Origin of the sequence: Qipengyuania algicida (assembly GCF_009828025.1) — a bacterium.
In the GTDB taxonomy this organism is placed as follows: Bacteria; Pseudomonadota; Alphaproteobacteria; order Sphingomonadales; family Sphingomonadaceae; genus Qipengyuania; species Qipengyuania algicida.
In genome coordinates this window covers 133,122-146,711 of record NZ_WTYA01000002.1, presented here as the reverse complement: position 1 = coordinate 146,711, position 13,590 = coordinate 133,122, and the positions used below count along the sequence as shown (strand labels likewise).

Sequence of the window (13,590 nt, the reverse complement as noted above, 5' to 3'; positions counted from 1 at the left end):
GGATTGCTCCAGCCCCTGATTCATTTGTTACGAGTTTGCGGCAATTACATGCCCGAACCCGGACCGTATGTGATTTCCACACGGCGGTTCTGCAGTTCGCGAACACCGTCGGCAGTTGGAACGCGCGGGTTCGCTTCGCCGAAGGCCTTGCTCGAAATGACGTTGTCGGAAATGCCGTGCGAGGTGAGGTAAGCACGCACCGAGGCATTACGGCGAGCCGCAAGACCAAGGTTGTACTGAACCGTACCCGAACGGTCGGTGTAACCAGCCAGCATGACCGATGCGTTGCCGCAGTTGGCATAAGCCGAAACCGCATTGTCGAGCACCGTTGCCGCTTCCGGAGTAATGTCAGCCTTATCCCAATCGAAGAACACGATGTAGGGGCCGGATTCACAAGCCGGAGCCGGAGGCGGCGGAGGCGGCGGAGGAGGTGGCGGCGGCGGCGGCGGTGGCGGAGGCGGCGGCGGCGGAGGCGGCGGAGGCGGAGGCGTCGGCGCACCAAAGTTGTAGGTCAGAGTGCCGAGCAGCGAATGCGTCCGCAGGTTCGCTTCCAGAGTACGACCGGAAACGTCGGTAAACGACGCATTAGGCGTGTTGAACATGCGATACTTCAGGCCAACATCGATATGGTCGGTCAGCGGAGCGCGCACGCCCGCAAGCACCTGCCAAGCGAAGCCGCTGTCGGAGTCGTCGACAGTTGGATATCCGGTGGTGAGATCTCCGGCGATGCCAGTGCGGGCAACGCCAACACCACCACCGACAAAGCCCTGAATTCCATCGTCAGGACCGAAGTCGAGCATACCGTTCAGCATGAAGCTGAGGGAATCCATGTAGCCGTTAGCCGGGTAAGTGCCAGCCGGAGCATTGTAAGCGTTCGACATGGCGCCGGTCGAACCAACCGTGTAGTCGCTAAGCGACGCACGGCGGTAGCTGCCTTCCGCTTCGAGACGGAACATCCCGAAGTCGTAGCCAACGTAGCCACCGAAATCGTAGCCGGTATCGAAGTTCAGCGTTTGAGTATCGGCACCGCTGTTCACGTCGAAGTTTACATCTTCGACCAGCATTGGGCCGCCTTCAACGCCCACGTACCAAGACTTGTCGCGGGCGAGGGCCGGAGTAGCAAGGGCCGTGGAGGCCATCGCCAATCCTATGACGAGTTTCCGCATTAGTAATTCCCCTTTATTGCGAATTTAAGCCACCGAGTGGTGGATAACTAACCACTCCCCGATGGGGAGGCAAGTGGGCAATAATAGGCAACTGTTGCAATAATGCCGCTATTTGTTGGCAGTATTTCACGAAAGCGCCCTGAACCTTTGCCCTCTGCAGCCACGAAACCAGCTTTCAGGCTAGTGGTTCCAGACAACCCGCAGAAAAAATGCCCAAATCGCCAAGTCGAACGATGAGTGTGTCGATTGCGTTACCTGCCTCCATATCGATCGTCGAGCCTCTGGTCGGAAGTGCAGGGGCCTGTGCGGATCGCCACTGCCCGTCGAAAATTGCTATCGCTCCGGTCGAAAGATCGTGCACGGCGCAACCAATGGACGGAGTTTGATAAAGCTATGCACCGGCTTCCCAACCGGCGAGTTCGCCGTCGCGCCCGGACCACTCGCCGGTCGCGCCGACTGCCACGATGTAAAGCGATCCCTCAGCTGGATCGTTCGGTGGCGCGCTAGCGACCCCTTCGACAGCCGGATTCGCCAACAAGTCTAGACGTGCCAGCGCCTCGTTTGCGAAAATTTCCTACTGGGCCTGCCCAACGAGCGTGGCCGTGCTGCGGACCGCGCAAGCTATCAGGCTCGGCGGCTGAGAACAGCGTCGCCTCCGCGCCATTGGGCCAGCGCACCCGCCGCAGCGAGGGTTCGTAGATCGGGCGGCAGTGCGGTGGCGCGCAAGCCATGAGACCGCTTTCCCCTTCGACCATCACGGTGCGCGCCTCGCCCAGATTGGCCGCGACCAGCGCGATCCGCGCGCGGGGATCGTCCTCCTCCGCCACGCTGTGCACCCATTCGGCACCCGCGCGGGTCTTGCCGAAGCCGCGCCCGGCCATGATCATCCAGCAGCGCCAGTCGCCCTCGGGCGGCAATTGGCCCTTGTGCGCGTGAAGGCGAAGTGTGTGCGCAAAGGCATTGCGTTCCCGCTGGTCGAAGGCCTTGGCGACGACGTCCTGCTTGCGCTCCTCGCCGCATGCGAGGAAGTCCAGTGGGCCGTTAGCCATTGGCCGCCCTCTGCCGCTTTTCGCGCTAGGCGAGCAATTGTTCGCGCAAGGCATCGACCTTGCGGCCAATCGAGGCGCGAACCTCCGCCGCGCTCACATTGGCGCGGGTCGCGCGTTCGGCGGCGATCGTTTCCTTGTGCGCTGCCAGCAGGCGCAGAGCGGCAGAGACATCCATCTTCCGCTCGGGTGCCGGATCGCGCAGATAACACAGCACCTCCATTTCCAGATTGGCATAGCCTTCGAACAGTGCTGAACGCCAATCGGCGGCGAAATCCTCGTCGGTGCGCCGGGCGCGATAGACCTAGCGCGGCGAGACATCGGCCTGCTGCGCGCTGGCCGTGACATTGGAGGTTTCGCCCAAGGCTTCGATAAAGGCGCGCTTCCACTGCCGCGGGGCGGGCTTGGCCACGCTGTTGCGGATGCCCTTGCCATTGGCCTTGCGGAACTGCGCGACCGCCTCGTCCCACGCGCGCTTGAAGCGTTCGCTGGTCCTGCGGCGACCATAGGCGGCACCGGTCTTACTGCCGACTGCCTCAACGGCGCGGTAGACCGAGCCGTATTCGTGCACCCCGGCGATAAAGTCGTCCTTCCATGCCAGCCGATCCGATCCCTCCGGTAATGCCATGTGTCCCTCCCGATTGCGCAGATTGCAAAACGCGAAGGGCGGCCCGAGGACATGTCGTCCCGGCCGACCCTCTTCAGCGCCGTGGCTGGCGAATCGCAATTTTCCGATGCCCCATTTGTGTGCCTAAACAGCGTTACGATGTCAATAAAAAAGTACCAAATAGGTTATTGCAGAGATGATTGCCAAGAGGTCATGGCTCGCCTAATCGGCAAGCGCAAGGGATTGAGGGATTTTACGGCACATGCTGCGCAGGCTCTACGACTGGACGATCGAGAAATCGGCGCATCCGCACGCAACATGGTGGCTGGCGCTGGTCGCTTTCGTAGAGGCGAGCTTCTTTCCGGTGCCGCCGCATCCGTTGCTCGGGCTGATGTGTCTCGCCGAACCGAAAAAGGCGATCCGCTTCGCATTGATCGCCACGCTCGCCTCGGTCGCGGGCGGCCTGCTCGGCTATGCGATCGGCTGGGGGCTGTACGATACCATCGGCAAGGATCTGATCCGCTGGCTTGGGTTGAGCGCCAGTTTCCCGCAGGCGGCCTGTTACCTGCGCGAATACGGGGTCGAGATTTTGATCGTGAAAGGCGCGACGCCGATCCCGTTCAAGCTGCTGACGATCACCGCAGGCTTCATCCACATGGCGCTGGTCCCGTTCATCCTCGCCAGCCTGGTCAGCCGTTCGATCAGCTTCATGATCGTCGGCGTGCTGTTCCGCGTGTTCGGGGCATCGATCAAGCGCTTCATCGACAAATATCTCGGCCTGGTGACGATCGCTTTCGTGGCCGCGGTGGTGCTGGGCTTTCTCGCGCTGACCTTCTTGGGTGGAGGAGACAAGGCGACCAGCGAAAAATGCGCCCACGTTACCAGTGTGGAGAACGCCTGACGTTCAGGCCAGCGCGAACTGGACCAGACGGGCGCGGTCGGAAATGGTCACGCTTCCGTAGCCGCGTTTGATCAGGGCTAGCCGTTCCAGCTCGCGCAGTGCTGCATTCGCGGTGGCGCGGGTCACGCCGAGCAGGTCGGCGAGTTCCTGCTGGGTCACGGCGATGCTGGCGGTTCCGGATTCCTCGCCTGCCATATTCGCCAGAAGTCCGGCGATCCGCGCCGGGTTGGTGCCCTGGCGCAGTCCGGCGATCAGCGCCAACAGCTCCTGCAATTGCACCGACATCGCGCCCAGCAATGCGCGCATCGATTGCGGGTAATTGCCCAGCGCATCGAGGAAGATTCGACCCTTAATCAGCCGCAGGCGGCTTTCCCCGCGCGAAATCGCGTCGACGATCCGTGGACGTCCCGCGAAGATCGCCAGCTCGCCGTAGGAATCGCCCGGTCCCAGGACGGCAACCGCGCGAAAATCCCCGTCTGGGAGGAATTGGCCCACGATGACGGAGCCTTCCTCGATCAGCCAGAAGCCATCGGCCATTTCGCCATGGTGCTGGATCATCTGGCCGTCGCTGAATTCGCGCCGGACGGCGTTTCGCGTCAGATGGACCTGAAGCGAGGGTTCGAGCGCCGAAAACAGCATCGGCGTAACCAGCGAACGATGGATCGTATCAGAATGTATAAATTTTGACATTCTTTCGCATCGGTAAACTTTATGCGTGAAATCGACAAGGGAGAGAGAAAATGCCCGCATCGACCATCGCCATCACCGCCATCTATTTCGGCTTCGCCGCGCTCGAACTGTGGCGCTCCAACCTGTTCGGAAAAGCGGAGCAGACCCGCGACGATGGCATCGTCGAAGCGGTCAGCATGATCGCCCTGCTGGCCATCACTCAGCCGACCGTGTTGTTTGCTTCAGGCGCGCTGGCCAACTGGATTGCACCGCAATATGCCGGGGTGCTGTCGGGCATGAATGTTTTTGCCGCGATCGTGCTTTTCCTGATTGCTGACGATATGCTGCAATATTGGTGGCACCGCGCGAGCCATTCGACCCACTGGCTCTACAACCTTCACCGGGCGCATCACAACGCGCGGTACATGAGCATCCGGCTGACATACCGAAACAACGTCATCTACTACGCACTGATGCCGAGCCTGTGGGTATCGGGCGTGCTGATCTGGCTGGGTCTTGGCTGGGTTTACGCCGGATATATCGTGGTCAAGCTGGCGGTGATTATCGGCGCCCACTCCGATATGCCATGGGATGTGCCGCTGTATCGCAATCGCTGGACGTCTCCGCTGATGTGGGTGGTCGAGCGGACCATTTCGACCCCGGCAACGCATCACGCCCACCACGGTCGCCATGCCGACGACCCGGCGGTTCACTACAAAGGGAATTACGGCAATCTGCTGTTCGTCTGGGACGTGATCTTCCGCACCGCCAAGATCACCCGAAAGTTCCCGCAGAGCTACGGCGTTGAAAACCTCGCACCCGCAACGCTCGGCCAGCAATTGCTATGGCCGGTCTTTCCGGAGAACCGGGCGATGGCTGAGAACGAACAGCCGGTCGCTACTGTGGCGTCGGCTACCTAGTGAACCCCACAAAAAGAGGGGCGGAACCTGGCGCTTCCGCCCGCTTGTTATCGCCATCTCGTAACTATGGTGGTCAACCCACCCGGTTGAAATAGGTGGTTTCCAGCTTAGGAATCTTGTCTCCAGCCCAGACGATCGTTTCTTTCATCGTCTTGCGATCCTGCGAGACAGTGTAGACCCTGGTGGACACCGACTTACCATCCTTGCCGAGGGTCATCACCAGCGTGTTCGGCGCTGGCTGGCGGAGCGATACCGTATCGATGAAGTCCATATTGCCTGAAATCGGCACCGCTTTGCCATCGAGAGCCGCCGTGGATTCGGCGTGGCTTCTTGTTCCGTCCGAACCGATCATTTCGACGTCAGTGGTCCATTTCTGGTCGGTGGAGAGGTGAAAACTGATCGTCACCTGACGCGGTCGTCCGCCAGCCGGCAACCTTTGCGTATCCAGCGACCATTGTCCCACCAGAGGCGATTGCGCGGCTGCACCCACCTGCGCGGTTTGCGGCTGATCGGTTTGATCCATTGATGTCGCTGCCAGCGCCAGACCGAGCGCGGCGATGGGAAGAGTAATGAACATGGCAATCGTTCCTTTCGACCATTTGCGCCCGCCACCCGCGGGCTGCGTAGTGATTTCGGTCGCGGAAGAGTGCGAAGATAGATCGATTTTCTTGTCCCAGATTTTCTGGGCGGCGAGGGTGCGTGCCAGTTCCCGACTGCTGCCGATTCCGGTCTTGCGGCGCGCGTCGCGCAGGCGTTCGTTGATGGATGTTTCGGATCGCCCGAGGCGTGCAGCGATAGACTTTACTGTATGGCCATTTGTGAGAAGCCGGAGGATTTCCAGCTCCTTGTCGGTCAGAGCCTCAATTGCGCCGGATGAAATCTTGGACGTCGACATAGGTGCCAATCAACACCCCACCTTCCTCGACGTCCATCACAATTTTTTTGGTTATGGACGAGGCAGGTTAGCCACAAGCTGCGCCCGTCGCATGCTGGTGCCGGTTAGCCGGATACAAGCTCTGGAAACAGCGTTATTTCACAATCGAGGAGTTTGGAAATCGGGCAGTTTGCCTTTGCGTCAGCGGCCAGCTCCTCGAATTGCGCCTTGTCGATTTTCGGCACCGCGGCTTTCGTTGCCAGAGCGGATTTGGTCACTGTGAATCCGTCACCCTGCTTCTCGAGTGTCACCTTGGCCTCGGTGTCGATTGTGCCATCCTCAAACCCCGCCTCGGCAAGTTTGAAAGACAGCGCCATGGTGAAGCAGGCGGCATGGGCGGCGGCAATCAGCTCCTCGGGATTGGTCCCCGGCTTGCCCTCAAAGCGCGTGCCAAAACCATAGGAAGCATTGAGCGCGCCGGACTTTGTAGCGATATGGCCCTTGCCCTCCTTGCCCATGCCGTCATAACGCGCTGAGGCGGAATTGGTGGTCATCTCATGTCTCCTTCAATAAGATGACGCCTGAATATTGGTAGCGTTCCAGCGCCACCACGACGTGAAGTGCTGAGTCAAAATTTCGACATACAATAATGCGAACTTTTATCGATCATTCAGCTGGTTCCGAAAAGCTGCCCCTGATCGTCCAAAACGAAGATCCGTCCGGACTTGTCTAAAACAATAGCTTCAGGATTGCCCATTGTGCCTGAATCAGGGGCAAAATCGGCTGTCCTGTTCTCCATTTCTTGTGCGGAATGGAGGGTACCGTCACTGAGGAAGCTTGCCGGAAAATCGAAAATCTTGCCTGACTGATCGGTCATCAGGATCTTGTCGTTGAGACTTGCAATTGCGCCGGTGTAATAAGCTGCCCCAGTCATACCTTCGCCGGAATAGAAATCGTCGCCATAACCATAGGTCAACGACGGACCATTGATTGCAGCCGGCGGATTGGCTGTGCGGTCATATGTGCCTTCTCGATATGGCCAGCCGAAATCGAGCGGGCTTGCAGCCTGATTATAGAAATCAACTTCTTCCTGCTGGTCCGTCCCTCGGTCTAGCAGAAAACTTTGCTGCTGGTAGCCGCCTCCACCGGCGGGGGCATGTAGTCCATCGCCGATTGCACCAGCAGAAAAGCAGTATGTCCCGACCGATGCACCGCAATAAGGATCAATTTGAACGCGGAACAGTTTGCCCAAACCAGAACTTGAATTCTGCGCATTATCGCCATTCGGATCGCCGAGGGCAGCGTATAGATAGCCATCGCCTCCGATGTACAATGCGCCGCGTGCATTCTCGGTATTTGCGCCTGCAATAAGTTTGTCACTTGAGTAAGTGGCAAGCGAATCTGATAGAGGAATGGTGCGAAGGATCACGCCGACATTGTCGAGATCGATCATCACTACACCCATTTTATTGAAATGACTTATGGCCAGAATGCGCCCTGTTTCACCGGTTTGAAACACATTTCCTACTGCACTGATCGAGTCAGTTGCTGGGTCGATCTGGCTTACAGATCCATCCTGAGAGGCAATCAATAAGCCGCTCTTGTCGGTGCGTGCCGTTATGACCGCATCCGGACCGAATCCATTGGCGACCAATGATGTGGCCACACCTTCATGTTCGTTGGTTACTGTTACTTGTAAAGCAAGCGTTGACGAGGCGCCCTTAGGATCGACTGCCGACAAAGTTACTTCATAAATATTGTCGTGATTGGCATCGGTAGGTTGGTCAAAATTAGGCGATTTTACGAAAGTGAGTGCGCCTGAGCCATCCAGAGAAAATTTTGGCCCGTCGGCTCCCCCGGCAATCGAAATTACGACCGTGCTACCTTCAGGATCGCTGGCCTCAGCGGAATAGAAAGAGCCGGTACTGTTTTCCGCGACGGATACCTTGGAAGCAGATGAGAATTGCGGTGCGCGATTGATGGATGAGCTTGATCCTCCTCCGCCGCCACAAGATGCCAAAGCAAAAGCAAGGCCAAAAAGCGAGACCGCATTACGGCTGCTAGTAATAATCGAATTGCGCCCCATACCTGCTCCCCTGTTTGCGTAGACCGTGCGCGACGAGAAGCTGAAACACAAGCAATATTAACGATGTAAGCTAGATAATACCCACCGCTTTCCCGGCGCGTTCGAACATGCCGAGAATCGTCTGAACTTCCTCTTCCGAATGCTCGGCGCACAGCGAGCAACGCAGCAGGGTCATGTTTGCAGGAGTTGCCGGGGGACGCGCCAGATTAACGTACAGGCCTTCCTTGATCAGCGCTTCCCACATGGCCGCACCGCGTTCCAGATCGGGCATGATGACAGCAATGATCGCGCTCTGGGGTTCGTCGGTGCCGAGCTCAAAGCCCAGCGCTTTCAAACCGCCATGGAGGGTCTTGGAATTCTCCCACAGATGCGCGCGCTTGTTGCTGCCCTGCATCAGCTTGCGGATACTGGTCGCAGCGGTGGCGACCACGCTGGGCGGCAGGCTCGCGGTGAAGACATAGGGGCGGCAGACCAGACGCATGATCTCGAACTTGGGGTGGTTGGAAACGCAGAAGCCGCCCACCGTGCCTACGCTCTTGGAGAAAGTGCCGATGACGAAATCGACATCGTCCATCACGCCTTGCGCTTCCGCGACGCCGCGTCCGTGTTCGCCAATGAAGCCCATCGAATGCGCCTCGTCCACGAGTACCATCGCACCATGGCTCTTGGCGACTTTCACCATTTCGGCGAGTGGCGCGATATCGCCGAGCATCGAATAGACGCCTTCGAGCACCACCAGCTTGCCTGCGCCTTCGGGAATGCGGCGCAGGCGCTTTTCCATCGCCTCGATATCATTGTGCTTGAACGGCACGATTTCGGCATCGCCCATCTTGCACCCGTCCCAGATGCTGGCGTGGCTGTCGATGTCGAGGACGACGTAGTCACCCTTGCCCGCGATCGTAGAGATGATCCCGAGATTGGCCTGATAGCCGGTGGAGAACACCATGGCATGATCCATGCCGTAGAATTCTTTCAGCGCCTCCTCGCACTCCTTGTGGCCCTGATAGGTGCCGTTGAGCACACGGGATCCTGTGGTGCCGCTACCGAAATCGGCGAGGGCTTGCTGGCCGGCTTCGATCACGTCGGGATCGAAGGTCATGCCCATGTAATTGTAGGTCCCGAGCAGGATCGTGTCGCGCCCGTTGCAGATCGCGCGGGTCGGAGAGATGACTTTCTCCATCACCAGGTTGAACGGATCTTCGACCCCGCCGGAGAGCAGGTTTTCGCGCATCGCGATCAGGGAATCGAATTTGCTGAACAGATCGCCGCTGTCGCCCTCGATCTCCTGCGGTCGGTCGCTTTGGCTGATACCTTCGCTCATGCGTCGGATACCATCTTGGTAACGGCGTCGACCAATTGGCCGTAGGTCTCGATTGCGGCCTGCTGGTTCATCGAAATGATGATGTCGAATTCGTCTTCGATCGCGGCGACGAAATCCATCACCGTGAGGCTGTCGAATTCCAGATCATTGGCAAAGCCGGTATCCTCGCCAACCGCGATGCCCTTCTTGTTGAAGGGTTCGATCAGGGTGCGGATGCGGCTGTCGACCTCTGCGCGGTCCATGAGTGTTCCTTTCAAGGGGCTGTGTTGCGCCCAATAGGCGCGGCAAAGCGGTTAAGCCACCCGCTTGTCAAGCGCGCTCGCGCTGTTCGTCACCCAGCAACCGCGTGATCGCAGCCATGAACGGACCGATCGAAACGGGCTTGGCCAGGTAGTCCACCGCTCCTGCGCCACGGATACGGTCTTCGTCGCCCTTGCCGGCATAGGCGGTCACCGCCAGCACCGGCGTTTCGGCAAGCGCCTTGTCGCGCTTGAACTCGGCGATCAGCTCCAACCCCGAGACATTGGGTAGCTGGATATCCATGATCACCAGATGCGGCTTGAACTTCAGCGCGGTGGGGACCACGTTCTGCCCGTCAGCGACGGGCACGACTTCGTAACCGTTCGCTTTCAGAACGTCGCAGAAGAGCTTACGGTTGAGATCGTTGTCCTCGACAACCAGTATTCGCTTTGGCACTTGGCTTGTCTGTCCCGTTCAATGGCGCGACGCCCAGTTAGGGTTTTCATCGGAGACTGACAATTCCGCAAGTGCAAGCTGAATCCACTGTCCCGAAACGGGGCCCCGACACATTGGCGCTTTCGGCGCTCGGCTGGGTGCTGGGCGATCCCGATCGTGCGGCGCGTTTGCTGGCGCTGACGGGCCTTACACCCGATCAGTTGCGTGACGGCCTGGGGGATGTGGGTGTATTGGGTGCCGTGCTCGATTTTCTCGCAGCGCATGAACCGGACCTTGTCGCCGCTGCCGATGCGCTCGGTGTAAAACCTGAAGAACTGATCGCCGCGCGCGGGGAGCTTTCCCGATGAGCCGTCCGCTCGTGATCTCCGACTGTGACGAGGTGCTGCTCCACATGGTCGCGCATTTCCGCGACTGGCTGGGGGAGGAGCACGACGTCGACTTCACCATGGCCAGCAATGATTTCAGTCAGGCGATGCGCCACCGTGCGAGTGGCGATCCCGTCGCGCCGCAGGAAATCTGGCGGTTGCTTGGCGGCTTCTTCGATACGCAAATGGATCGTCAGACGCCGATTGCCGGGGCAGTTGCCGGAATCAATGCACTTGCCGATCATGCTGATGTGGTCATCCTGACCAATCTCAACGACGAGCGGCAGGAAAAGCGGCGCCAACAGCTGATCCGTCACGGCATAGAAGCACGCGTATTCACCAATCAGGGACCGAAAGGTCCGGCGCTCCGCGCGATAGTCGAGGAATACGCGCCCACGCGGGCGATTTTCATCGATGATTTGCCGCAGCACCACCAATCCGCGCGCGAAACCGTGCCGGGCATTTCCACATTGCATCTGTGCGGCGAACCGATGCTCGCGCCGCATATCGATTGCGCTTATGAGGCTGGCCATGCCGACGCCCGTATCGACAATTGGGCCGAAGCATTGCCATGGCTGATCGATCGTCTCGAACAAGAGGACCAAATTGCATGAACACTGTCTCCCGCCTTGCCGATATGGGTATCGAACTGCCGCAGGCTGCCGCGCCGGTGGCGAGTTACCTGCCGGTCGTGGTCGAAGGCAATATCGCCTATATCTCGGGGCAGCTGCCGTTCGTCGAAGGCAAGCTGGTGACCGGCAAGCTGGGCGTCGATCTCGGTGTCGAGCGCGGTCAGCAGGCGGCGCGAGCGTGTGCGCTGATGATTCTCGCGCAGCTCGAAGCTGCCGGTTTGCTCGACCGGGTAGGCCGGGTGGTCAAGCTGGGCGCCTTCATCGCTTCCAGCCCCGATTTCACCGACCAGCCCAAGGTGGCGAACGGCGCATCGGACCTGATGGCGGAAGTTTTCGGCGACAAGGGACGCCATGCGCGCGCAGCTGTCGGCGTGCCGGTGCTGCCGCTCAACGCCGCTGTCGAGGTGGATGCGGTCATTGCTCTCACGGATTGACCGTTTCTTCGCTCCCCCGCCCGACCCGGCGCGGGTGGGCTGGCTGGGCGCATGGACCTATGCGCATCGCGGGCTACACGGTGCCGGGCGGATCGAGAATTCGCCGAGCGCCTTCCGGGCAGCGGTTGAGGCTGGCTTGGGCATCGAGTGCGATATCCAGCGCACCCGCGACGGCTGGCCGATGGTCTATCACGACTGGGATTTCGCCCGGTTGATCGGGCGTGCGGAGGCAGGCGAAACGCTGACGCACGAGGAATGGCGGGCGCTCAAATATCTGGATTCGGATGACAGCCCGTTTGCGCTTACCGATCTGTTGGAGCTGGTGAAGGGCAAGGTGCCGCTGCTGATCGAGATCAAGTCGCGCAAGGGTTATGATGTAGACCGGACGTGCCGCGCGGTTGCCGATACTCTGGCGAGCTATGACGGACAGTTTGCAGTAATGAGCTTCGATCCGCGCGTGTCGCGCTGGCTGCGCCGTCATGCCCCGCAAATCGTGCGTGGGCTGGTGATGCGCGAGGACGAGAAGGGGTATACGCAGAAAGCGTGGCAGCGGCACTTCGCACTGTGGATCGCGAAACCGGACTTCATGGCTTATCATATCGCAGCCTTGCCCAATCGCTTCGTTCAAGGCTTGCGCGATTACGGGATGCCGGTGCTGACCTGGACGATCGACACGCCTGTAAAGCTGGCGCTCGCTTTGACTTGCGCCGACGCGCCAATAGCCGAGGGTGCGGGCATTACATGACCGAATTGATAGTGAAGCTGGGCGGTTCGGTCGGCGCATTCGCGGCTGACCAATGGGATGCGCTGGTGCCACATGCCAACCCATTTATGAGTCACGGCTTTCTGACCGCACTGGAGGATTCAGGTAGTGTGGGGGAGGGCACCGGCTGGCAGCCTGCGCCGCTGGTGGTCGAGGATGGGCAGGGACGCCTATGCGCAGCACTCCCGTCCTATCTCAAAGGACACAGCCAGGGCGAATATGTTTTCGATCATGCCTGGGCGGATGCCTACCAGCGCGCGGGCGGGCGCTATTACCCCAAGCTCCAGATCGCTGCGCCGTTTACTCCGGCGACGGGACCAAGGCTGCTGCTGAAGGACGAGAAATTCGCGCTGCCATTGCTCGCTGCCGCGCAACAGCTGTGCGAGCAGAATGGCTTTTCCTCGGCCCATGCCAGCTTCATCGAACCTGACCAGCAACCTCTGTTCGAAGCGGCGGGCTGGATGCGTCGGACCGATCTGCAATACCACTGGATCAATCGCGACTACGCCAGTTTCGATGATTTTCTTGCCGCGCTGTCGTCCCGCAAGCGCAAGGATCTGCGCAAGGAACGGGCCGCTGCGCAGGCCGAGGTTGCGATCAAGCGCTTGCGCGGCGACGATATTCGCGCCGAGCATTGGGACGCCTTCTGGATTTTTTACCAGGACACCGGTGCTCGCAAATGGGGTACGCCCTATCTGACCCGCGAAGCCTTCGACCTCATTCACCAGCGGTTGGACGACAAGGTGCTGCTGATCCTCGCCGAGCATGATGGCGAGTCCGTCGCCGGCGCGCTCAATATCATCGGCAGCGATGCGCTCTACGGCCGCTACTGGGGTTGCACTCGCGACATCCGCTTCCTGCATTTCGAGCTGTGCTATTACCAGGCGATCGACGCTGCGATCGAGCTGGGGCTGGCGCGGGTCGAGGCCGGGGCGCAGGGCCAGCACAAGCTGGCGCGTGGATATGAACCGGTGCAGACCGTATCGGCGCATTGGATCGCCGATGCAGGTTTTGCCGATGCAGTCGCCGATTTCCTCGAGCGTGAGCGCGCCGGTGTGGCGGCGGACGCCAACTTTCTTGAACGCCGCACCCCGTTCAGGCGCGGCTGAT

Annotated in this window: 19 protein-coding genes; 7 read left to right on the top strand and 12 right to left on the bottom strand. The window is 59.7% G+C overall.

From position 1 onward, the window contains the following. Positions 1-44: 44 nt before the first annotated feature. The 5 genes from GRI58_RS03110 to GRI58_RS03090 all read right to left on the bottom strand — a co-directional run bounded on the left by GRI58_RS03110 (position 45) and on the right by GRI58_RS03090 (position 2,840). Positions 45-1,166, bottom strand: a complete 1,122-nt coding sequence (locus GRI58_RS03110; protein WP_160752111.1) for an OmpA family protein — start codon at positions 1,164-1,166, stop codon at positions 45-47. 391 nt (positions 1,167-1,557) lie between these two features. Further along, positions 1,558-1,701, bottom strand: coding sequence for a DUF2793 domain-containing protein (locus tag GRI58_RS15900; protein WP_160752110.1), 144 nt, complete (start codon positions 1,699-1,701; stop codon positions 1,558-1,560). Beyond that, a complete protein-coding gene (locus GRI58_RS03100; protein WP_160752109.1) occupies positions 1,670-2,215 on the bottom strand; it encodes a terminase large subunit domain-containing protein in 546 nt (181 codons plus the stop codon). Before GRI58_RS03100 ends, GRI58_RS15900 begins: the two co-directional genes overlap by 32 nt. 25 nt (positions 2,216-2,240) lie before the next feature. Continuing rightward, positions 2,241-2,429, bottom strand: coding sequence for a hypothetical protein (locus GRI58_RS03095; RefSeq protein WP_237452059.1), 189 nt, complete (start codon positions 2,427-2,429; stop codon positions 2,241-2,243). Positions 2,430-2,516: 87 nt separating this feature from the next. Beyond that, positions 2,517-2,840, bottom strand: a complete 324-nt coding sequence (locus GRI58_RS03090; protein WP_160752107.1) for a hypothetical protein — start codon at positions 2,838-2,840, stop codon at positions 2,517-2,519. A gap of 241 nt (positions 2,841-3,081) precedes the next feature. Here GRI58_RS03090 and GRI58_RS03085 point away from each other — a divergent pair, with 241 nt between their 5' ends. Then, on the top strand, positions 3,082-3,720 hold the full coding sequence (locus GRI58_RS03085) for a YqaA family protein (protein WP_160752106.1): 639 nt from the start codon (positions 3,082-3,084) through the stop codon (positions 3,718-3,720). A 3-nt stretch (positions 3,721-3,723) separates the two neighbouring features. Here the strand turns inward: GRI58_RS03085 and GRI58_RS03080 are convergent, their stop codons facing one another. Further along, positions 3,724-4,410 (bottom strand): Crp/Fnr family transcriptional regulator, encoded by a 687-nt coding sequence (locus tag GRI58_RS03080; protein WP_160752105.1) that lies wholly within the window; start codon positions 4,408-4,410, stop codon positions 3,724-3,726. Positions 4,411-4,460: 50 nt separating this feature from the next. Here GRI58_RS03080 and GRI58_RS03075 point away from each other — a divergent pair, with 50 nt between their 5' ends. Further along, complete coding sequence (locus GRI58_RS03075) at positions 4,461-5,309, top strand: sterol desaturase family protein (RefSeq protein WP_160752104.1); 849 nt, start codon at positions 4,461-4,463, stop codon at positions 5,307-5,309. Positions 5,310-5,382: 73 nt separating this feature from the next. Here GRI58_RS03075 and GRI58_RS03070 read toward each other — a convergent pair whose 3' ends face one another. From GRI58_RS03070 to GRI58_RS03045, 6 genes are all read right to left on the bottom strand, one after another. Beyond that, entirely contained in the window at positions 5,383-6,204 is an 822-nt protein-coding gene (locus GRI58_RS03070) for a helix-turn-helix transcriptional regulator (protein ID WP_160752103.1), read from the bottom strand. 104 nt (positions 6,205-6,308) lie between these two features. Then, positions 6,309-6,737 carry an OsmC family protein gene (locus GRI58_RS03065; RefSeq protein ID WP_160752102.1) on the bottom strand — a complete coding sequence of 143 codons (429 nt, stop codon included), beginning with the start codon at positions 6,735-6,737 and terminating at the stop codon, positions 6,309-6,311. A 116-nt stretch (positions 6,738-6,853) separates the two neighbouring features. Next, the gene (locus tag GRI58_RS03060; RefSeq protein ID WP_160752101.1) at positions 6,854-8,269 is read right to left on the bottom strand and encodes an Ig-like domain-containing protein; all 1,416 of its coding nucleotides are present in this window, start codon (positions 8,267-8,269) and stop codon (positions 6,854-6,856) included. A 70-nt stretch (positions 8,270-8,339) separates the two neighbouring features. Further along, complete coding sequence (gene spt / locus GRI58_RS03055; protein WP_160752100.1) at positions 8,340-9,590, bottom strand: serine palmitoyltransferase; 1,251 nt, start codon at positions 9,588-9,590, stop codon at positions 8,340-8,342. Further along, on the bottom strand, positions 9,587-9,832 hold the full coding sequence (locus tag GRI58_RS03050; RefSeq protein WP_160752099.1) for an acyl carrier protein: 246 nt from the start codon (positions 9,830-9,832) through the stop codon (positions 9,587-9,589). The genes spt and GRI58_RS03050 overlap by 4 nt, the downstream gene beginning before the upstream one ends. A gap of 67 nt (positions 9,833-9,899) precedes the next feature. Continuing rightward, positions 9,900-10,286: a response regulator gene (locus GRI58_RS03045; RefSeq protein ID WP_160752098.1), complete on the bottom strand. Its 387-nt coding sequence runs from the start codon at positions 10,284-10,286 to the stop codon at positions 9,900-9,902. Between the two features lie 113 nt (positions 10,287-10,399). Between GRI58_RS03045 and GRI58_RS03040 the strand changes: the two genes are divergently transcribed. From GRI58_RS03040 to GRI58_RS03020, 5 genes are read left to right on the top strand one after another with little or no spacing between them, the layout of a single operon-like run. Beyond that, positions 10,400-10,633, top strand: a complete 234-nt coding sequence (locus GRI58_RS03040; RefSeq protein ID WP_160752097.1) for a DUF3572 domain-containing protein — start codon at positions 10,400-10,402, stop codon at positions 10,631-10,633. Beyond that, the gene (locus GRI58_RS03035) at positions 10,630-11,265 is read left to right on the top strand and encodes an HAD family hydrolase (protein WP_160752096.1); all 636 of its coding nucleotides are present in this window, start codon (positions 10,630-10,632) and stop codon (positions 11,263-11,265) included. Before GRI58_RS03040 ends, GRI58_RS03035 begins: the two co-directional genes overlap by 4 nt. Then, complete coding sequence (locus tag GRI58_RS03030; RefSeq protein ID WP_160752095.1) at positions 11,262-11,717, top strand: RidA family protein; 456 nt, start codon at positions 11,262-11,264, stop codon at positions 11,715-11,717. Before GRI58_RS03035 ends, GRI58_RS03030 begins: the two co-directional genes overlap by 4 nt. Then, on the top strand, positions 11,692-12,462 hold the full coding sequence (locus tag GRI58_RS03025) for a glycerophosphodiester phosphodiesterase family protein (RefSeq protein ID WP_160752094.1): 771 nt from the start codon (positions 11,692-11,694) through the stop codon (positions 12,460-12,462). The genes GRI58_RS03030 and GRI58_RS03025 overlap by 26 nt, the downstream gene beginning before the upstream one ends. Beyond that, entirely contained in the window at positions 12,459-13,589 is a 1,131-nt protein-coding gene (locus GRI58_RS03020; protein WP_160752093.1) for a GNAT family N-acetyltransferase, read from the top strand. Before GRI58_RS03025 ends, GRI58_RS03020 begins: the two co-directional genes overlap by 4 nt. Position 13,590 lies beyond the last annotated feature (1 nt).